The organism is Pseudomonas sp. FP603, from assembly GCF_030687415.1.
GTDB classification, from domain to species: domain Bacteria; phylum Pseudomonadota; class Gammaproteobacteria; order Pseudomonadales; family Pseudomonadaceae; genus Aquipseudomonas; species Aquipseudomonas wuhanensis.
Genome location: NZ_CP117431.1, coordinates 2,142,164 through 2,158,263, shown reverse-complemented (window position 1 = coordinate 2,158,263; position 16,100 = coordinate 2,142,164). Strand labels below are relative to the sequence as shown.

The window sequence follows — 16,100 nt, the reverse complement described above, 5'->3', positions numbered from 1 at the left end:
CGCCCATGCCTGCGACTCAATAGCACCGCCCCTTGTACCTCCCTCCCCTACAGTCCCGCCTCGTTGCCGCAACTCGCGCGCGTCACGACCATGCCCCTCATTGCAACGCACTTAGCGCCCAACGCATTGAGGATTCCCGGCATGAAGAAATTCCGCAGCAACTGGTTCCGCGTCGCCGTCGAGGGCGCTACCTCTGACAAGCGCACCATCAAACGCAACTGGTTGGAACAGGCGGCGAAGAACTTCAACCCGTCCACCTACGGTGCCCGCATCTGGCTGGAGCACTACCGCAGTGTGCTGCCGGACAGTCCGTTCAAGGCCTACGGTGACGTGCTCGCGGTGAAGACCGAAGAGGTGGACATCAATGGCCAGAAGAAGCTGGCTCTGTTCGCCCAGATTGAACCGACGCCCGACCTGATCGCCATGAACAAGGCCAAGCAGAAGGTCTACACCTCGATTGAAATCGACGACAGCTTCGCCGACACCGGTGAGGCTTACATCGTCGGCCTGGGGGTAACGGATTCCCCAGCCAGCCTGGGCACCGATGTCCTGGCGTTCTCAGCCCAGAAACCTGACGCCAGCCCGTTCAAGGATCGCCACTATTCCGCGACCTCGATGTTCACCGAGGCGGTCGAGACCGAGCTGACGTTCGAGGAAATCGAAGAGAAGCCCGGCATCGGTGCCCAGCTCTTCAGCAAGGTGCAAACCCTGCTCAAAGGCAAACAAGCCAAGGACGACACCGAGTTCGCCCAGATCAGCGAAGCCGTCGAAGCCGTGGCTGAGCACGTCAAGGATCTGCCCGAGCAACTGGCCGCCGAGAAAAAATTCTCCACGGGCCTGCAAACCCGACTGGATCAGCTGAGCAAGGACTTCACCGAACTGAAGGACAAGCTCTCCACCACCCAAGACCACAGCCAAACGAAGCGCCCTCCGGTTACCGGTGGCGACAACCAGGTAATGACCGACTGCTAACAGCCGGCCCACCCCAGCCCCGAATAACGAAGGACGACATCCATGCGCAACGATACCCGCAACCTCTTCAACGCTTACTTGGGCCAGTTGGCCAAGCTGCACAGCGTGCCCAACGTCACCACCAAGTTCGCCACCGCCCCAAGCGTCACCCAAACGCTGGAAACCCGCATGCAGGAATCCAGTCAGTTCCTCAGCGCGATCAACATCTACGGTGTGACCGAACAGATGGGCGAAAAGATCGGCATGGGCATCGGCGGACCGAACGCAGGGACCACCGACACCACCCAGAAAGACCGCGAAACCACCGACATCACCACCCTCGATGATCGGGGTTACTTCTGTTCCCAGACCAACTTCGACACCCATCTGCGTTACAGCAAGCTGGATGCCTGGGCCAAGTTCCCGGACTTTCAGGCGCGCATCCGTGACGCGATCCTCAAGCGCCAAGCGCTGGACCGCATCCTGATCGGCTGGAACGGTATCAGTCGCGCCGCCACCTCCAACCCGGCAACCAACCCGCTACGCCAGGACGTCAACGTCGGCTGGCTGCAAAAGATGCGCACCGAGAACGCCGCCCGGGTAATGAAGGAAGTCGTCGAAGGCTCGAACAAAATCACCATCGGCGCCGGCAAGGACTTCACCAACCTCGACGCACTGGTCTTCAGCATGGTCGAAGAGTTCATTGCCCCTTGGTATCAGGAAGACCCTGACCTGGTGGTGATCTGCGGTCGCCAGCTGCTGGCTGACAAGTATTTCCCGATCATCAACAAGGACAACGCCCCGACCGAGATGCTGGCCGCTGACATCGTCACCAGCCAGAAACGTCTGGGCAACCTGCCGGCGGTGCGCGTGCCGTACTTCCCGGCTCGCGGACTGCTGGTCACCAAGCTGGAAAACCTGTCCATCTACTGGCAGGAAGGCAGCCGCCGCCGCACCGTCCTCGACAACGCCAAACGTGACCGCATCGAGAATTACGAGTCGGTCAACGATGCCTACGTGATCGAGGATCTGGAATGTGCCTCGCTCGCTGAAAACATCGAAATCGCGTCGTAAGGGGCCGACCATGACCAACCCCTGCCGCCGTCACTTTCAACGGGTCACTGCTGCCATCGAGGCGGCAGCAGCCGAACCCACCCAGACCATGGCCGGCGCCACCGCCTACGAGCATCAGCTCAATCAGTTGCTGCAAGACCGCCTGCGCCTGAAACAGGTGCAGTCGAACCAAGGCAAGGCCGAACTCAAACGCCAATTGCTGCCGGATTACGTGCCCTACGTGCAAGGTGTACTGGAGGCCGGTCAAGGTGCCCAGGACGAAGTACTGACCACCGTCATGGTCTGGCGCTTCGATGCCGGCGACTTCACCGGTGGCCTCGACATTGCCCAGTACGTGCTGAAGCACAAGATGGTCATGCCCGACCGCTTCGCCCGAACCTTGGGTTGCCTGGTCGCGGAGGAAGTAGCGACCGCCGCATTCAAGGCACAGAAGGTCGGCGAACCGTTCGACCTGGCCATCCTATACCGCACCGCCGAGCTGACCGACGCCGAAGACATGCCCGACCAGGCCCGCGCCAAGCTATTCCTGGCCACCGGCCGCGCGACGCTGGAAGGCGTCACCGAAGAACAGCCCGGCCAACCGGGTCAAGTGCAAGCCGGCATCGACCTGCTGAAGAAGGCCATCGAGCTGCACGATGCCTGCGGTGGCAAAAAGGATCTGGAGCGGGCCGAACGCCTGCTCAAAAAATTCACCGCCCCAGGCGGCTAACCGAGCGTCCCCACGCACCCCGCCGGCTCGGGGCGGATCGATCAGGCCGCTCCTCCTGAACGTGAAGCCCCGACCACCGGCGACCTACAACAGAGCGCAGTTCCATGAGCGGATTCGTAGCGGGCGGCACGGCCCCCACCGGCCACATAAACACCGACCCTTTCTGGCCATCGATCGATCTGGATGACGTGCGCGGCACGCTGAGGATTGATTCGAGCGTCACCCTAATCCGCCTGGAAACCGCGACCATTGCCGCCGCCATCAGCGTCAACCGCGAGCTCGCCGAGTGGCGTCGTACCAAACAAACCGAGGGTTACACCACCCTTGCCGACGTCCCGGCCGAACAGGTCAAAGACGTGTCGCAGTTCGTCCACCTCTACCAGCGAGCTATCTACGCCGCGACTGGGGCGGAAATCTGCGAGCGCTACCGCTCCTATGACACCACCAACAGCGGCAACCAGAACGCTGACGAGCTCAATCCCAGCATCGACGAATTGCGCCGCGACCAGCGCTGGGCGGTGCGCGACTTTCTCGGCCTCGGCCGTACCACGGTGGAGTTGATCTGATGGCAGTGACCCTTCGCGCCCAGCAAAACGACACCGTCGACGCGCTCTGCTGGCGTCACTACGGCCGTACCGCTGGCGTGACCGAAGCCGTACTCGACGCGAACCCTGGCCTGGCTGATCACGGCCCGGTGCTGCCCCATGGCCTGGCGGTTCAAATGCCCGAAGCCCAAACCACCGCCCCACAGCGGCAGATGGTGAACCTATGGGACTGACTCACCCGTACCGCGTCCTTGAAACCACCCACACTGGACCATGGAATGAAACACATGCCTGAACGTCCCGATACCTGGGCCTGGCTCGCCGCCTGGCTCGAACAAAACTGGCCGACCCTCTACGCCGGCATCCTGGCTCTGATCATCGCGGCCCTTCGGATCATGTACGGCGGTGGCACTTTACGCCGCATGGCAATCGAGGCCCCGCTTTGCGGCGCCTTAGCACTTGCCGCCAGCCATGGTTTGTCACTGCTGGGTATTCCCGCATCGACTGCGCCATTTTTCGGCGGTGTGATCGGCTTGCTGGGCGTCGAAGGCACACGCGCTGCGGCAAGGAAGTTTTTCACCCGCAAGGTAGAGCAGCTATGAATACACTTCGCCACGGTGACCGCTCGCAAGCGGTGCGCGCCCTTCAAAAAAATCTCAACAATTACGGTGCAACGCTAACCGTCGATGGCGATTACGGTGACGTCACCGAGGCAGCCGTACGGGCTTATCAGCTCAAGGTCGGCCTAGTTGCTGATGGTGTCGCCGGCAATAAGACGCAGGCAGCACTCGCCGGCTATGACTGCCAGCAACTGCTGAAGAACACCGACCTGGTCAACGCCGCGCAACGTCTCGACGTTCCTCTGGCCAGCGTATACGCAGTCAACGAAGTCGAATCGAAGGGCAAGGGTTTCCTCGACAACGGCAAGCCGGTGATCCTATTCGAACGCCACATCATGTACCGCCAGCTTTCGAAGGTTCGAAACGAAGGCGATGACACCGCTGAACTCAAACGCCACGCTGACCAGCTCGCCAGTACCTACCCAGCCATCGTCAATCCGAAAGCGGGCGGTTATGCTGGCGGTACCGCAGAACACCAACGCCTGACCACCGCTCGCCTGATTGATGACACCGCCGCGCTGGAGTCCGCTTCCTGGGGCGCGTTCCAGATCATGGGCTTCCATTGGAAGCGCCTCGGCTACGCCAGCGTGCAGGATTTCGTCGTGGCGATGAGTGCGGGCGAGTCGCAGCAGTTCGATGCCTTCGTTCGCTTTATCGAAACCGATCCGGCGTTGCACAAGACACTGAAGGGACGCAAATGGGTCGAGTTCGCCAAGCTCTACAACGGGCCGGCCTACCAGCGGAACCTGTACGACATCAAACTCCAACGCGCCTACGAACGACACGACGACTGCGGATGTGGTCAGGCGGTGGCAGCATGATCGACTTCGACGCGGTGCAACGATTGAACGTGCAGGACGGCGATCTGCTGGTGGTGCCAGAAGACAGCGACCCGCACGACATGGAACTGCTGTGCGACGCGCTACACATCCAGATGCCTGGTCGCAAGGTCATCATCATTCGCGGTCCGGTGCAGCAGCTGGAAGTCGACGCCATGAACAAACTCGGCTGGTACCGCGCATGAGTTCCCTGCGTCAGGCCCTGTATGGCATGGCCCTGCTCGGTGCTCTGACGTTGTTGATCTGGAGCCAGGAACTGCGTGTCACCGTTGCTGACAAGAACACAGAGCTGGCAACCAAGGACGCCAACACCGCCCGGGAAGAAGCTAGGCGTTACCTCGCCAACGCCAGCGCGTTGCAAAACACCCTGCAACAGGAACGAGACGCACAGGCCAGCCTGCGTACCCAACAGGACCAGCTGCGCCAAGGCCTGGCAAAACGCGAACTCACCATTGAGGCTCTGAAACGTGAAAATGCCGAACTACGCGACTGGGCTGGTCAGCCTTTGCCTGATGCTGCTCGTCGGCTGCGCGAGCGGCCCACCCTCACCGGCGCCGACGCTTATCGTCAGTGGTTGTCCGGCCGTAGTGCCCTGCACTCTGCCGGCGACCAGTCCGCGCAGTAACGGCGACCAACTCAACGACCAGGACCGAGTCGAGGCTGCCTGGGCGGAATGCGCGGGTCAGGTCGACATGGTCTACCAGCATCAACAGGCCAACCCATGAACAAACCCGAAAGCCTGCGCGCCCACCTGTTGGCCACCGTTGCCGAACTCAAACACAACCCCGAGCGGCTGCTGATCTTTATCGATAACGGCAAAGTCCGTTGCACTGCTGCGGCCAGCCTCTCGTTCGAATACAGCTTCGACCTGCAAGTCATCCTCACCGACTTCGCCGGCCACCCCGACAACGTCATGTTGCCCCTGCTCGGCTGGATCAGCGTTCATCAATCCGAGCTGCTGGAAAACCTGAACAAGTCCGCCGCCGGTATCCAGTTCGAAGCCGACATTCTCGACAACAGCAAGGTGGACCTCAGTCTGACCTTGCCGCTAACTGAACGCGTGGTCGTAGGTAAAGACGCCGAAGGCAAAACCACCTTCAGACACCCTGGTGAACCTCAGCGAGTCGCGGCGTTTCTCGATCCGAGTTGGATTCCCGGCGACCAGGGCACAGGTAGTGAATGGGTAGTCCCGAATGACTAACAGACTGGAAGCGCTGGAGGATTGGGCGGCCGGTTTGCTCGGGCAGCTGGAGCCTGCATCACGCAACAGACTTGCTCGAAGCCTCGGTCAGACATTGCGTCGCAGCCAGCAGCAACGAGTGAACGCCCAGCGTAACCCGGATGGCAGCAAGTACACCCCGCGCAAGCAGCGCAATCTGCGCGGTAAACAGGGACGGGTGAAGCGGAAGGTTCAGATGTTTAAAAAGCTACGCACGGCTAGCTTTCTCAAAGTCCAGAGCGATGGCACCGCCATCAGTGTCGGTTTCACTGGCCGCATTGCGCGCATCGCCCGAGTGCATCAGTACGGCATGAAAGATCGTGCGGAGCGTGGTGCCCCAGACATAAAGTACGATCAACGGGAGGTTTTAGGGTTTACCGAAGCGGATCTTGACTTGATCCGCGACGGCCTTCTGCTTCACTTAACTAATAAATAGCATCCCAAAAACTCGCTTTTACTGCGAGTTTCCGGATCACATAGCGCCTGCATTATTAAACTCTAAATAGCGCTCTTCCTGACAGCCCGCAACTCCACCATAAGCTTTTCCCCCTCACCTGTTAATGTCCACAAAGGGTCAATTACGCCACCAACACAATTCGAAACATCAACCTTCACAACACCAAGAGCCTTTAATTGAATCGCTACGGTTTGAAAGTCCTGATCTTCTAACTCAGTCATAGCAGAACCCAAATACTCGTTAGCAAAGCAAACAGCGTCACGAAGAACCTCTTTAACAGAGGACTCACTGCGAGAAGCTACCAAATAGGGCGACACGTAGTAAAAAATCTGTCGCCACGTAAACTTTACTTTCCAGATAGAGCTCGCAAATCCATCCCAATATGTCCCATGCAATTCAAACACGTCGTCAAAACCTGCCAAATCAGGCACATCGTAAACTGTCTCCTTCAAAGCTTTGATTTGAGACAATTCCTGATTCAGTCTTTCATTTTCTTTGCGGAGCTCGTTTATTTCCTTTAGAAGTTCTTCACTTGAGCCCTCGCTCGCGCGAATCCATCCCACAGCAGGATAAGCCCTGATAGTCTTACCGAGGCTCAAGGCCACTAGACCTGCCAACTCACTACCCTGGTCCCAATATCCAACTAACCTTCCAGTGGATACCTTTTCACGAAAAGCCTGAAGCTTTTCCCTCGCCTCAGGAGACTCCTCTGATTTTTCAAATGACAGCTTATTGGGGCTTCGATGGATCAAAGCAACTACTTTAATTCTCTTTTCCACAGCATAATCGAACTCCTTCTCGGTATAACTTATACCATCCGGACTTAGAGAGCCGTACCGACCACCTATAATCAAAAGATAATAATCACAATCATCAATTATTTTCTTTATAAACTCCCACTGCTCCTCATCGGCAGCGGGAAATAACTCCATACTTGCAGGTATACAGTCCATCCCCATCAACGTCTCGGTTACACTCTGCCGCTCATCCTTTAAGTCCTTGTAAGTAGAACTGACAAAAACCTGGTAACGCTTATCCATTTCCCTTACCCCGCAAGATCACACAACCATATAAAGACCGACTCAGCAATACACTATCACGCGACGCTTTTCGACCATAACCAAAACAAACACCTGCCCTGAAGCGAACCCATCTCAATAAAAAAATTGTTTGTGAAGACTGACTATACAAGCTTTGCAAGATGCGCTCCTACGCGCGCAGCGCACAAGATCTACCTCATGAACGACTTAGCCACCCTCGCCCGCCTGATTGAAAACCTCATCCGCCTCGGCACCATCGCTGCCGTCCAGATGAAGCCCCCGCGTGTGCAAGTCAAAACCGGATCGCTGACCACCGGCTGGTTGCCATGGATTGCCCCGAGAGCCGGCGCCGACCGCGAGTGGAATCCGCCCACCATCGAAGAGCAAGTCATCCTGTTCAGCCCTTCCGGCCAGCTCGGTAACGGCATCGTCCTAACCGGCCTGTTCAGCGACCACATCCCGGCCAACGGCGACCGCGAAGGCCTGCAACGCCGCACCTACCGCGACGGCACGGTGATCGAGTACGACAGCGTCGCTCACCACCTTAACGCCACGCTGACCGAAGGCGGCACCACCAACCTGATCAGCACCAGCGGCATCCACATCGTCGGCCCGATCACCCATGAGGGCGACTACACCCAGACCGGCAACCAGAAAATCACCGGTAAGGTCACCGTATCGGAGGACGTGATCGCGGCAGACATCAGCCTGGTCAATCACCCGCACGGCGGCGTGATGACAGGCGGTGGCAAGACGGGAAAACCGGAATGAACCGAGAAACCGGCGCCGCAATCAACACCGTCGAGCATATAGTCCAGTCGGCCACCGACATCCTGACCACTCGCCTCGGCACCCGCGTGATGCGTCGGGAGTACGGCAGCTTACTGCCGGAGCTGGTCGATCATCCGTTCAATGACATCACCCGTCTGCGCGCCTATGCCGCCACCGTCATGGCCCTGATGCGCTGGGAACCCCGAATTACCCTCAGCCGTGTGCAATTCATAGGAGCCACGTTACAAGGCCAGACGGTGATGGACATCGAATGCAGCCGTGTCGACACCAACGAGGCGCTAAATCTCAGCGTCCCATTGCAGCTTGGGGCCAGCGTATGAGTACCTTTGCCGCCATCGACCTGGCTCAGCTGCCGGCCCCGCAGATCGTCGAACAGATCGATTTCGAGCAGATCCTTGCCGAGCGCAAGGCCTACGCCATCAGCCTCTGGCCAGTCGAAGAACAGGCCGAAATCGCTGCACGCCTTACGCTGGAGTCGGAGCCGCTGACCAAGCTGCTCGAGGAGAACGCCTATCGCGAGACTGTCTGGCGTCAGCGTGTGAATGAAGCGTCCGTTGCAAACATGCTGGCCTTGGCCAAAGGCACCGATCTCGAAAACATCGCCGCGAATTACAACGTCGCACGCCTGGTCGTTCAGGAAGCCAGGCCATCCGCGATACCGCCAATCCCTCGGGTGATGGAGAGTGACGACAGCCTGCGCGAGCGTGCACAAATGGCCTGGGAAGGTCTGAGCACTGCAGGTTCCCGCAACAGCTACATCTTTCATGCTCGCTCGGCAGATGGCCAAGTGGCTGACGCAACCGCCGAAAGCCCTGCACCCGCCGCAGTGGTGGTGATCGTGCAATCGCTGCTCGGCGACGGTACTGCCTCGCCTGCGCTGCTGGCCACGGTCAAGACATACCTGAGTGACGATGATCGCCGCCCGGTCGCTGATCGACTGACCGTTCAGGGTGCCGATATCATCAACTACCAGGTAAAAGCGAAGCTCTACATGCTGAGTAATGGTCCCGAGAGCGAGCTTGCTCTTGCCGCGGCTAAGACCAGCCTACTGAAGTTCGTGAGCCAGCGACGTCGCCTCGGGCTTGAAGTGTCCGAATCCATCGTGCACGCCTCGCTGCACGTTGAAGGCGTGCGCAAAGTCGTGCTGCAAGATTGGCGGGACATCGTTGCCAGCCCCTACCAAGCCCCCTTTTGCACGGATATCGATTTGTCCCTGGGGGTTGAGTAATGACCGCTCAAGCCCTGCTCCCGCGCAACGTCACCCCGCTAGAACGCCAGGCCGCCCAAGCCTTGGCAGACATCCAGCGCGTGCCGATTCCTTTGCGCCAGCTGTACAACCCGGACCTGTGCCCGCCGCACCTGCTGCCCTACCTGGCATGGGCTTTCTCGGTTGATCGCTGGGACCCTCGATGGTCCGACGCAGCCAAGCGCACCGCTATCCGCGCGTCGTTCTACATCCATGCGCGCAAAGGCACCCTCGGTGCACTGCGCCGCGTGGTCGAGCCTCTGGGCTACCTGATCGAGGTGGAGGAATGGTGGCAGACCGTACCAGAGCGCGAGCCGGGCACCTTTGCGCTGAAGGTCGAGGTTCTGGATACCGGTATCACCGAAGAAATGTACCAGGAGCTGACCCGGCTCATTGATGACGCCAAGCCGGTCAGCCGGCACATGACCCGCCTCGCCTTTGGCTTGGAAACCACCGCCGCCCTCTGGTTCGGTGCCTGCGTTCTCGAGGGCGAGGTCACTACGATCTACCCGTTGCACGTCACGTTGCTGGAGCTCACCTGCACGGCTCGGGACGCGGCGAGTGTCGCGGTCACCGCCGAAATGACCACGCTTTATCCGCTTCAACCCACGTTGCTGGAACAGCATGCCTATCCCGCCAGAGAGGCGGTTGGCGGTGATTCTGGCGAGCAAACGACTATCCACCCCCTGCACGTCACAGCCCTGGAACAACAGGCCGAACCGGCCTATCAGTCCATCGCTGCGGACGCGGGTGAATTGACCACTATCTACCCGTTGGAGGCGTGATGGCAGCGCAAGAGTTTTATACGATTTTGACCAAGGCCGGCATTCAATATGAAGCCGACTGCAAGGCCACCGGCAAGCCAATCAAGCTGGTCAAAATGAGCGTCGGTGACGGTAACGGCGCCACCTACAACCCTGTGGATACGCAAGTCGCATTGAAGCGTACGGTCTGGGAAGGCAGCTTCAGCAACCTGTATCAAGACAAAACAAACACAGCCTGGTTGGTGGTCGAGGCGATCATTCCTCAAAACGTCGGTGGCTTCTGGATTCGTGAAGTGGCCGTCTGGACCGACACCGGCGTGTTGTACGCCATCGGCAAATACCCTGAGTCGTTTAAGCCGCTCATTGCCACCGGTGCCGGTCGCGAAATCAACATTCGCACCATCTTCACCACCAGCAATGCCGACAACGTGACGTTGATGCTCGACGGCTCGGTCATTCAGGCGACCCGTGCCTGGGTGAAAGAGTTTGTTGAAGTCGAATTGGCCAGCATCAAAAAAGATTTGTCGGCCGAACATGCAGAAGGCAAAACCCATAACTACCCGCTGACCAATTTCATCGAAACAGACTGGGTCGCCGAGTCGAGTCAGTCAGAATACCTAGCTGAAATTTTCCGAACCTTTGGCCAGTCGGGGGTTTTGGGCAGTCGTCAATACGGCTCTGCCGGGACCGAGTCGTTCAACCGCACGTTCGACGGCGCTTATTCGGCCATCAACCTGCACAACCACCCCAACCTGCTGGCCACTCCGGGGCTGGGTGAAATCGCGGCCATGATCAACGGCCACATGGTCAGGACGCGGCACAACGACTACCGCCTGCGCAGCGCTGCGCCGGGTAACTACCTGGCCATGGTGGACATTGCCCCACCAGCAGCCCCCGCGTCGGTGAATGCGGCGGTCGGCATTCCGGCGAAGGTCGCAGAAATGCGTGAATACTTTCGGGCCTTTGCTGCGCGGGATACCGAGATTCGTGACTACCGGCCACATTTTCGCTGGAACCTGTCGGTGCTGGAAATCTGGCCGGAGCTGTTGACCGACGAGGTGAACGATACCTTTGAAAGCTTCCGCCATCTGGAGGAAATCAACGGCTATCGCGACCTGTTGTCGCGCACCTTGTTGATGGGCGCCACCGGCTTCAGCGGTCGCAATGAAAACGGGTCGTTTATCCCTGGCTCGGTGCGCCAAGTGTCCAAGACTGGGCGGCCGCAGTACGTGGCCTGGCGCTACCGCATATCGGTCGCAGACGTGGGCAGTGTGGGGGATTACCCCGTTGAAAAACTCGTCACCCCACTCGATCTGCCGTTGCAGCGTTGGCACGCGAACCTGACAGGGCCGCAGGTGGCGACAAGCCGCCGTCAGCGGTGGCGTATCAACCGTGAGCTGTCGGCCGATCCGACCTGGGGCGCGTACAACGAATCCCCAACCATTGACCTACTGGATGAACTGATGGCGAAGGTTCCGGGGCTGAACGGCGCCGGGGCGAACCTGGTCGAGCAGTACACGGACAGCGGTGTGGTCACCAAGCTGACCAAGTGGGACAGCCCTGAACTGCTGAACGCGGCTTACTACAACCGCCGGTATGGGCACGAGCGCAACGCTAGCGGCCGCACCAAGGGCCTGCGTAGTTACAACGATCCGACGCTGTTCGTCGCGTCCAATACCCGCCCAGAGGTGGCGTCGTTTACGGCGGATGGCCAAACCTATCGCAACAGCTATGCGATTCCGTTGGAGCTGATTTTGCGCACGCCACTGGAGGGCTGGAACCCTTATGGCATTGCCACGGTAAACGCCACGGCCGGCGATGGCGCCACCGCGCAAACCGCTTGGACGGGGCGCAGCGATAGCTCTCGGCACTACCTCACGCCGGCCGAAATGTTCTCTGACACGGTGTTAGATCCCGATCCAGCGGATACCGGGGCAAGCCCGCGTTGGGTGTTGGATAGCGCCGGAGCGCCTCGACTGGTGCGGGCCTCGGGCATCTACGCGGTGCTGCCCAAAATCGATGGCGCTGGTGGGTTGTGTCTGCGTTACCCGGTCTATCCGATGTACCACGAAGGAGGCTGGGCGGCAGCAGCTGTCGATGCCCTAGCGGGCGACTGCACGACCAGCCTGGTGAATTTGATGCGTGGCTACATGACGCAAAGAGACTCAATCGCAGAAATGGATGAGTCGATCCGGGTACTTAAAAACGAAGTTTCGCAACTTAAACAGAAATAAAGCGGGGGAATAACTATGGGCATGTCGGCACTGCTGGCTGAGGCTACTCGCCTTGTTGCAATGTTCCAGGATAAAGAGAAAAGCATTAAAGATGCCGTGGCCGCTGCTGTTAGCGCGGTCCCGGCGATGAGCAAAGTTTACTACGTGAACGCTATTACCGGGGATGATGCGGCCGGTACAGGCGACAAGCTCAAACCGTTTAAAACGGTGGCAAAGGCTGTGAATACCATTCCTTACGGCGGTGGTGGTTACGTCCGGTTGTTTGGTCACGAACATGTGATCGAGAGTTTGATTTTCGTCGCATCCAAGAACCTGACAATTACTGTCGCCGAGGGTGAGACGGTGATGCCCACCCTGCGCAATATTTGCGTGCAGGCGAACGGGGCTGACGGCGCGGGGAATCAGGACAACTCGACCACAGGTTTTATGCTGGACAGTTCCACCGTTGTTTTGGGGAGCATCCGCATTCGCACGGCCAATTATTCGAAGCCCGAGTCAACGACGAACAACGTCTACACGGGTTTCTTCCGTCGCTATGACCGCCCGATGGGCATGATTCATGTGACCGGGTGTGAGATTGAGCTGGGCGATACCGCCCTGACTCGTCACACCATCAACGGGCAAACCGGCATCGTCTCGCTGTACTTAAACAAGATCAGCCGCGTGGGTCCGGTTGTTAAGAACACGCCATTAATCGAAACGGCCGGTAGTCCGATTATTTTTGCGGCGCAATCCAATACCTTGCCGGCCGGCGCGAAATGGTCGGGTGACTATTTGACTGGCGTTGTTTTTGACTCCAATGGCGCGACCCGAAGTGTCGTTACTAACGTGAATCTTGTTTAACTCGGTGACTAAAAATGCGGCTTAATTTCACATACGAAGGGCAGTTTTATTCGGCGTTTACCGTCGAGGACGCACTAGCAGTAGGAATCCCGATATTGGTGCTGGCGGGGGCTGCGGCTGAGCAGGTTCAAAAAGGAATTGATGCTGCCGTGGCGCAGGCCCGCGCGCGTAATGCCACTCGGATTGATGGTCAGGATTCCATGTATTTGCTCAAGGCGAATGAAGCTGAGCGCTACATCGCTGCCGGCTCGCCAGCAGATGCCAGCGACTACGTGTTGCTCAAGACAGAAGCCGAGGCGTTGCAAATCACTCCGCAAGCGCAGGCAAACCGGGTGATTGAAGCCCGTGATTCGTGGCTGACGGTGGCCGCACGCATCGAGGCAGCCCGCATCGGCGGCAAAGCGTCCCTGGCTGAGCTGGCGACCGTCGAGGCGGTGGTCACGGCTGGCGAATTGGTTATCGCCGAGCTGGACGCGATTTAACCCTACCCTGCTGGAACCCTGGGCCGTGAAAAGCGGTCCAGCAACCAGGTCAGCACTTCTCCCTGTAATCCCCGCTCTCACAATCCCCGGTACTCGCCGATCAGGCGCGCACGCGGCAGCCTGCGCACTGTCATCTCATTCACTGCGCAGGCAAACCCATGGCCGATTATCTCCACGGCGTGCGGGTCATCGAACTCAACGACGGCACCCGCCCCATCCGCACCATCCCCACCGCTGTTATCGGCATGGTTTGCACGGCCGAAGACGCTGATGCCACTGTTTTCCCACTGGACACACCGGTTCTACTGACCAACGTACAAAGTGCTATTGCCAAGGCCGGTACCAAAGGCACGCTGGCGGTATCTCTCCAAGCCATTGCCGACCAGACCAAACCCTATGTGATCGTGGTGCGTGTCAAAGAAGGGGCGACGGAAGCAGCCACCACCAGCGCCCTGATTGGTACCACCACCGCCGATGGCAAATACACCGGCATGAAAGCCTTGCTCGCCGCCAAGGCCAAGGTCGGCTTGGTGCCACGCATTCTCGGGGTACCTGGTCTGGACAGCCAACCGGTGGCCAGCGCCCTGGTCGCTATCGGTCAACAATTGCGCGCCTTTAACTACGTCAGTGCCTGGAACTGCAAGACCAAAGAAGAAGCCGTCGCCTACCGCGAAAACTTCGGCGCCCGAGAAGTCATGGTCATCTGGCCGGACTTCCAGAACTGGAAAACCACCGCCAATGCAACCGCGAAGGCCTCCTCTGTGGCTCGCGCCTTGGGCCTGCGCGCCAAGATCGACCAGGAAGTGGGCTGGCACAAAACGTTGTCCAACGTTGCGGTCAACGGCGTGACAGGCATCAGCGCCGACGTGTTCTGGGATCTGCAAAACCCCGCCACCGATGCCAACTACCTCAACAGTAACGAGGTCACCACCCTGATCAACGAGGGCGGCTTTCGCTTCTGGGGCAGTCGGACGTGCAGCGACGATCCGTTATTCGCTTTCGAGAACTACACCCGTACCGCGCAGATCCTCGCCGACACCATGGCCGAGGCGCAGATGTGGGCTGTGGACAGGCCCATGCATGCCTCTCTGGTGCGCGACATGATCGAGAGCATCAACGCCAAGTTCCGCGAACTGGTCACCGCGGGCTACCTGATTGGCGGCAGCTGCTGGTACCCGGATGACATAAACGACAAAGACAGCCTGAAGGCCGGGAAGCTTGTTCTCGATTACGACTACACACCGGTACCGCCGCTGGAAGACCTGACCCTTCGGCAGCGCATCACCGACCGTTACCTGATCCAGTTCGCCAACAAAGTTAATAGCTAAACCGGGGCTCCCCGTGAGGGGAGTCACCCCGAGTCAGTACACCGGAGAACACAGCCATGGCCATGCCTCGCAAACTCAAAAACATGAACCTGTTCAACGACGGCAACAGCTACCAGGGCGTTGCTAAAAGCGTTACCCCGCCCCCGCTCGGTCGCAAGATGGAAGCCTATCGCGGCGGCGGTATGAACGGACCGGTCAAGGCGGATCTGGGCTTCTCCGATGATGGCATTCAATTCGAATGGAAGACCGGTGGCCTGGACCTGATCGCGCTGCGTCAGTTCGGCACTGTGAACGCTTCGGGTGTGCAGCTGCGATTCGCCGGTTCGTTTCAGCAGGACGACACCGGCGAAGTCAGCGCCGTGGAGATCGTCGTACGCGGCCGCCACGAAACCATCGAAATGGGCGATGCCCAGCCCGGTGAAGACACCGAACACAGCATCACCACCACCTGCACCTACTACAAGCTGATCGTCGATAACGAAGAAATCATCGAGATCGATCTGCTCAATTTCATCGAGAAGGTTAACGGTGTCGACATGCTGGAAAAACAGCGCGCCGCCATCGGCCTTTGATCCGCCCCGCCGTGCTCATTCGAGGACGGCCTAACCTGAAATCTGGAGCCTTTCATGAACCCTGAAGACACCGTAGAAGCATTACCGCCTGTCGATGACAACACCGTCACCCTCGATTCACCGATCAAACGCGGCAAGACCACCATCGACACCCTCACCCTACGAAAACCAGCGTCAGGCGAGCTGCGCGGCGTCCAGCTGGTTGAACTATTGAACATGGACGTGGCCACTCTGATCAAGATCCTGCCACGCATCACCAGCCCAGGCATTACCGCCCCGGAAGCAGCCGGAATGGACCCGGCCGACCTGCTCGCCTGTGGCAGCAAGATTTCCGGTTTTTTGTTGCAGAGGTCGGTGAAGACGGACGCATCCCTCGTTGCGTAGA

General features: G+C 58.9%; 21 protein-coding genes and 2 pseudogenes. 22 read left to right on the top strand and 1 reads right to left on the bottom strand.

The features are described from left to right. Positions 1 to 141: 141 nt before the first annotated feature. From PSH65_RS10065 to PSH65_RS10010, 12 genes and pseudogenes are all read left to right on the top strand, one after another. A complete protein-coding gene (locus tag PSH65_RS10065; protein ID WP_305426086.1) occupies positions 142 to 972 on the top strand; it encodes a GPO family capsid scaffolding protein in 831 nt (276 codons plus the stop codon). Between the two features lie 42 nt (positions 973 to 1,014). Further along, positions 1,015 to 2,025 carry a phage major capsid protein, P2 family gene (locus tag PSH65_RS10060; protein ID WP_305426085.1) on the top strand — a complete coding sequence of 337 codons (1,011 nt, stop codon included), beginning with the start codon at positions 1,015 to 1,017 and terminating at the stop codon, positions 2,023 to 2,025. 10 nt (positions 2,026 to 2,035) lie between these two features. Further along, entirely contained in the window at positions 2,036 to 2,734 is a 699-nt protein-coding gene (locus tag PSH65_RS10055) for a terminase endonuclease subunit (protein WP_305426084.1), read from the top strand. A 104-nt stretch (positions 2,735 to 2,838) separates the two neighbouring features. Further along, entirely contained in the window at positions 2,839 to 3,300 is a 462-nt protein-coding gene (locus PSH65_RS10050; RefSeq protein WP_305426083.1) for a head completion/stabilization protein, read from the top strand. Further along, on the top strand, positions 3,300 to 3,512 hold the full coding sequence (locus PSH65_RS10045) for a tail protein X (protein ID WP_305426082.1): 213 nt from the start codon (positions 3,300 to 3,302) through the stop codon (positions 3,510 to 3,512). The genes PSH65_RS10050 and PSH65_RS10045 overlap by 1 nt, the downstream gene beginning before the upstream one ends. A 45-nt stretch (positions 3,513 to 3,557) precedes the next feature. After that, complete coding sequence (locus PSH65_RS10040; protein WP_305426081.1) at positions 3,558 to 3,881, top strand: phage holin, lambda family; 324 nt, start codon at positions 3,558 to 3,560, stop codon at positions 3,879 to 3,881. Beyond that, positions 3,878 to 4,720, top strand: a complete 843-nt coding sequence (locus PSH65_RS10035; RefSeq protein WP_305426080.1) for an N-acetylmuramidase family protein — start codon at positions 3,878 to 3,880, stop codon at positions 4,718 to 4,720. The genes PSH65_RS10040 and PSH65_RS10035 overlap by 4 nt, the downstream gene beginning before the upstream one ends. Next, positions 4,717 to 4,923: a hypothetical protein gene (locus PSH65_RS10030; RefSeq protein ID WP_305426079.1), complete on the top strand. Its 207-nt coding sequence runs from the start codon at positions 4,717 to 4,719 to the stop codon at positions 4,921 to 4,923. The genes PSH65_RS10035 and PSH65_RS10030 overlap by 4 nt, the downstream gene beginning before the upstream one ends. Next, positions 4,920 to 5,363 (top strand): Rz-like lysis system protein LysB, encoded by a 444-nt coding sequence (lysB, locus tag PSH65_RS10025; RefSeq protein WP_305426078.1) that lies wholly within the window; start codon positions 4,920 to 4,922, stop codon positions 5,361 to 5,363. Before PSH65_RS10030 ends, lysB begins: the two co-directional genes overlap by 4 nt. Next, positions 5,278 to 5,463 (top strand): annotated as a pseudogene (gene lysC, locus PSH65_RS10020) (Rz1-like lysis system protein LysC); the annotation flags it as partial. The gene lysB and the pseudogene lysC, both read left to right, overlap by 86 nt. Continuing rightward, positions 5,460 to 5,939: a phage tail protein gene (locus PSH65_RS10015; RefSeq protein ID WP_305426077.1), complete on the top strand. Its 480-nt coding sequence runs from the start codon at positions 5,460 to 5,462 to the stop codon at positions 5,937 to 5,939. The pseudogene lysC and the gene PSH65_RS10015, both read left to right, overlap by 4 nt. After that, the gene (locus PSH65_RS10010) at positions 5,932 to 6,393 is read left to right on the top strand and encodes a phage virion morphogenesis protein (protein ID WP_305426075.1); all 462 of its coding nucleotides are present in this window, start codon (positions 5,932 to 5,934) and stop codon (positions 6,391 to 6,393) included. Before PSH65_RS10015 ends, PSH65_RS10010 begins: the two co-directional genes overlap by 8 nt. Before the next feature lie 62 nt (positions 6,394 to 6,455). Here the strand turns inward: PSH65_RS10010 and PSH65_RS10005 are convergent, their stop codons facing one another. After that, on the bottom strand, positions 6,456 to 7,454 hold the full coding sequence (locus tag PSH65_RS10005; RefSeq protein ID WP_305426074.1) for a DUF4062 domain-containing protein: 999 nt from the start codon (positions 7,452 to 7,454) through the stop codon (positions 6,456 to 6,458). A 198-nt stretch (positions 7,455 to 7,652) separates the two neighbouring features. Between PSH65_RS10005 and PSH65_RS10000 the strand changes: the two genes are divergently transcribed. From PSH65_RS10000 to PSH65_RS09955, 10 genes and pseudogenes are all read left to right on the top strand, one after another. Further along, positions 7,653 to 8,225 (top strand): phage baseplate assembly protein V, encoded by a 573-nt coding sequence (locus tag PSH65_RS10000; protein WP_305426072.1) that lies wholly within the window; start codon positions 7,653 to 7,655, stop codon positions 8,223 to 8,225. Beyond that, positions 8,222 to 8,566 (top strand): GPW/gp25 family protein, encoded by a 345-nt coding sequence (locus tag PSH65_RS09995; protein WP_305426071.1) that lies wholly within the window; start codon positions 8,222 to 8,224, stop codon positions 8,564 to 8,566. The genes PSH65_RS10000 and PSH65_RS09995 overlap by 4 nt, the downstream gene beginning before the upstream one ends. After that, on the top strand, positions 8,563 to 9,474 hold the full coding sequence (locus PSH65_RS09990) for a baseplate J/gp47 family protein (RefSeq protein ID WP_305426070.1): 912 nt from the start codon (positions 8,563 to 8,565) through the stop codon (positions 9,472 to 9,474). Before PSH65_RS09995 ends, PSH65_RS09990 begins: the two co-directional genes overlap by 4 nt. Continuing rightward, positions 9,474 to 10,004, top strand: a pseudogene (locus PSH65_RS09985) (phage tail protein I); the annotation flags it as partial. The gene PSH65_RS09990 and the pseudogene PSH65_RS09985, both read left to right, overlap by 1 nt. 272 nt (positions 10,005 to 10,276) lie before the next feature. Beyond that, positions 10,277 to 12,490 (top strand): phage tail protein, encoded by a 2,214-nt coding sequence (locus PSH65_RS09980; protein WP_305426069.1) that lies wholly within the window; start codon positions 10,277 to 10,279, stop codon positions 12,488 to 12,490. 21 nt (positions 12,491 to 12,511) lie between these two features. Beyond that, complete coding sequence (locus PSH65_RS09975) at positions 12,512 to 13,333, top strand: hypothetical protein (protein WP_305426067.1); 822 nt, start codon at positions 12,512 to 12,514, stop codon at positions 13,331 to 13,333. A gap of 14 nt (positions 13,334 to 13,347) precedes the next feature. Beyond that, on the top strand, positions 13,348 to 13,815 hold the full coding sequence (locus PSH65_RS09970) for a hypothetical protein (RefSeq protein WP_305426066.1): 468 nt from the start codon (positions 13,348 to 13,350) through the stop codon (positions 13,813 to 13,815). Positions 13,816 to 13,973: 158 nt separating this feature from the next. Beyond that, on the top strand, positions 13,974 to 15,143 hold the full coding sequence (locus tag PSH65_RS09965) for a phage tail sheath protein (protein ID WP_305426065.1): 1,170 nt from the start codon (positions 13,974 to 13,976) through the stop codon (positions 15,141 to 15,143). Positions 15,144 to 15,199: 56 nt separating this feature from the next. After that, positions 15,200 to 15,715, top strand: a complete 516-nt coding sequence (locus tag PSH65_RS09960) for a phage major tail tube protein (protein WP_305426064.1) — start codon at positions 15,200 to 15,202, stop codon at positions 15,713 to 15,715. A 54-nt stretch (positions 15,716 to 15,769) separates the two neighbouring features. Then, complete coding sequence (locus tag PSH65_RS09955) at positions 15,770 to 16,099, top strand: phage tail assembly protein (protein ID WP_305426062.1); 330 nt, start codon at positions 15,770 to 15,772, stop codon at positions 16,097 to 16,099. Position 16,100: the final 1 nt, after the last annotated feature.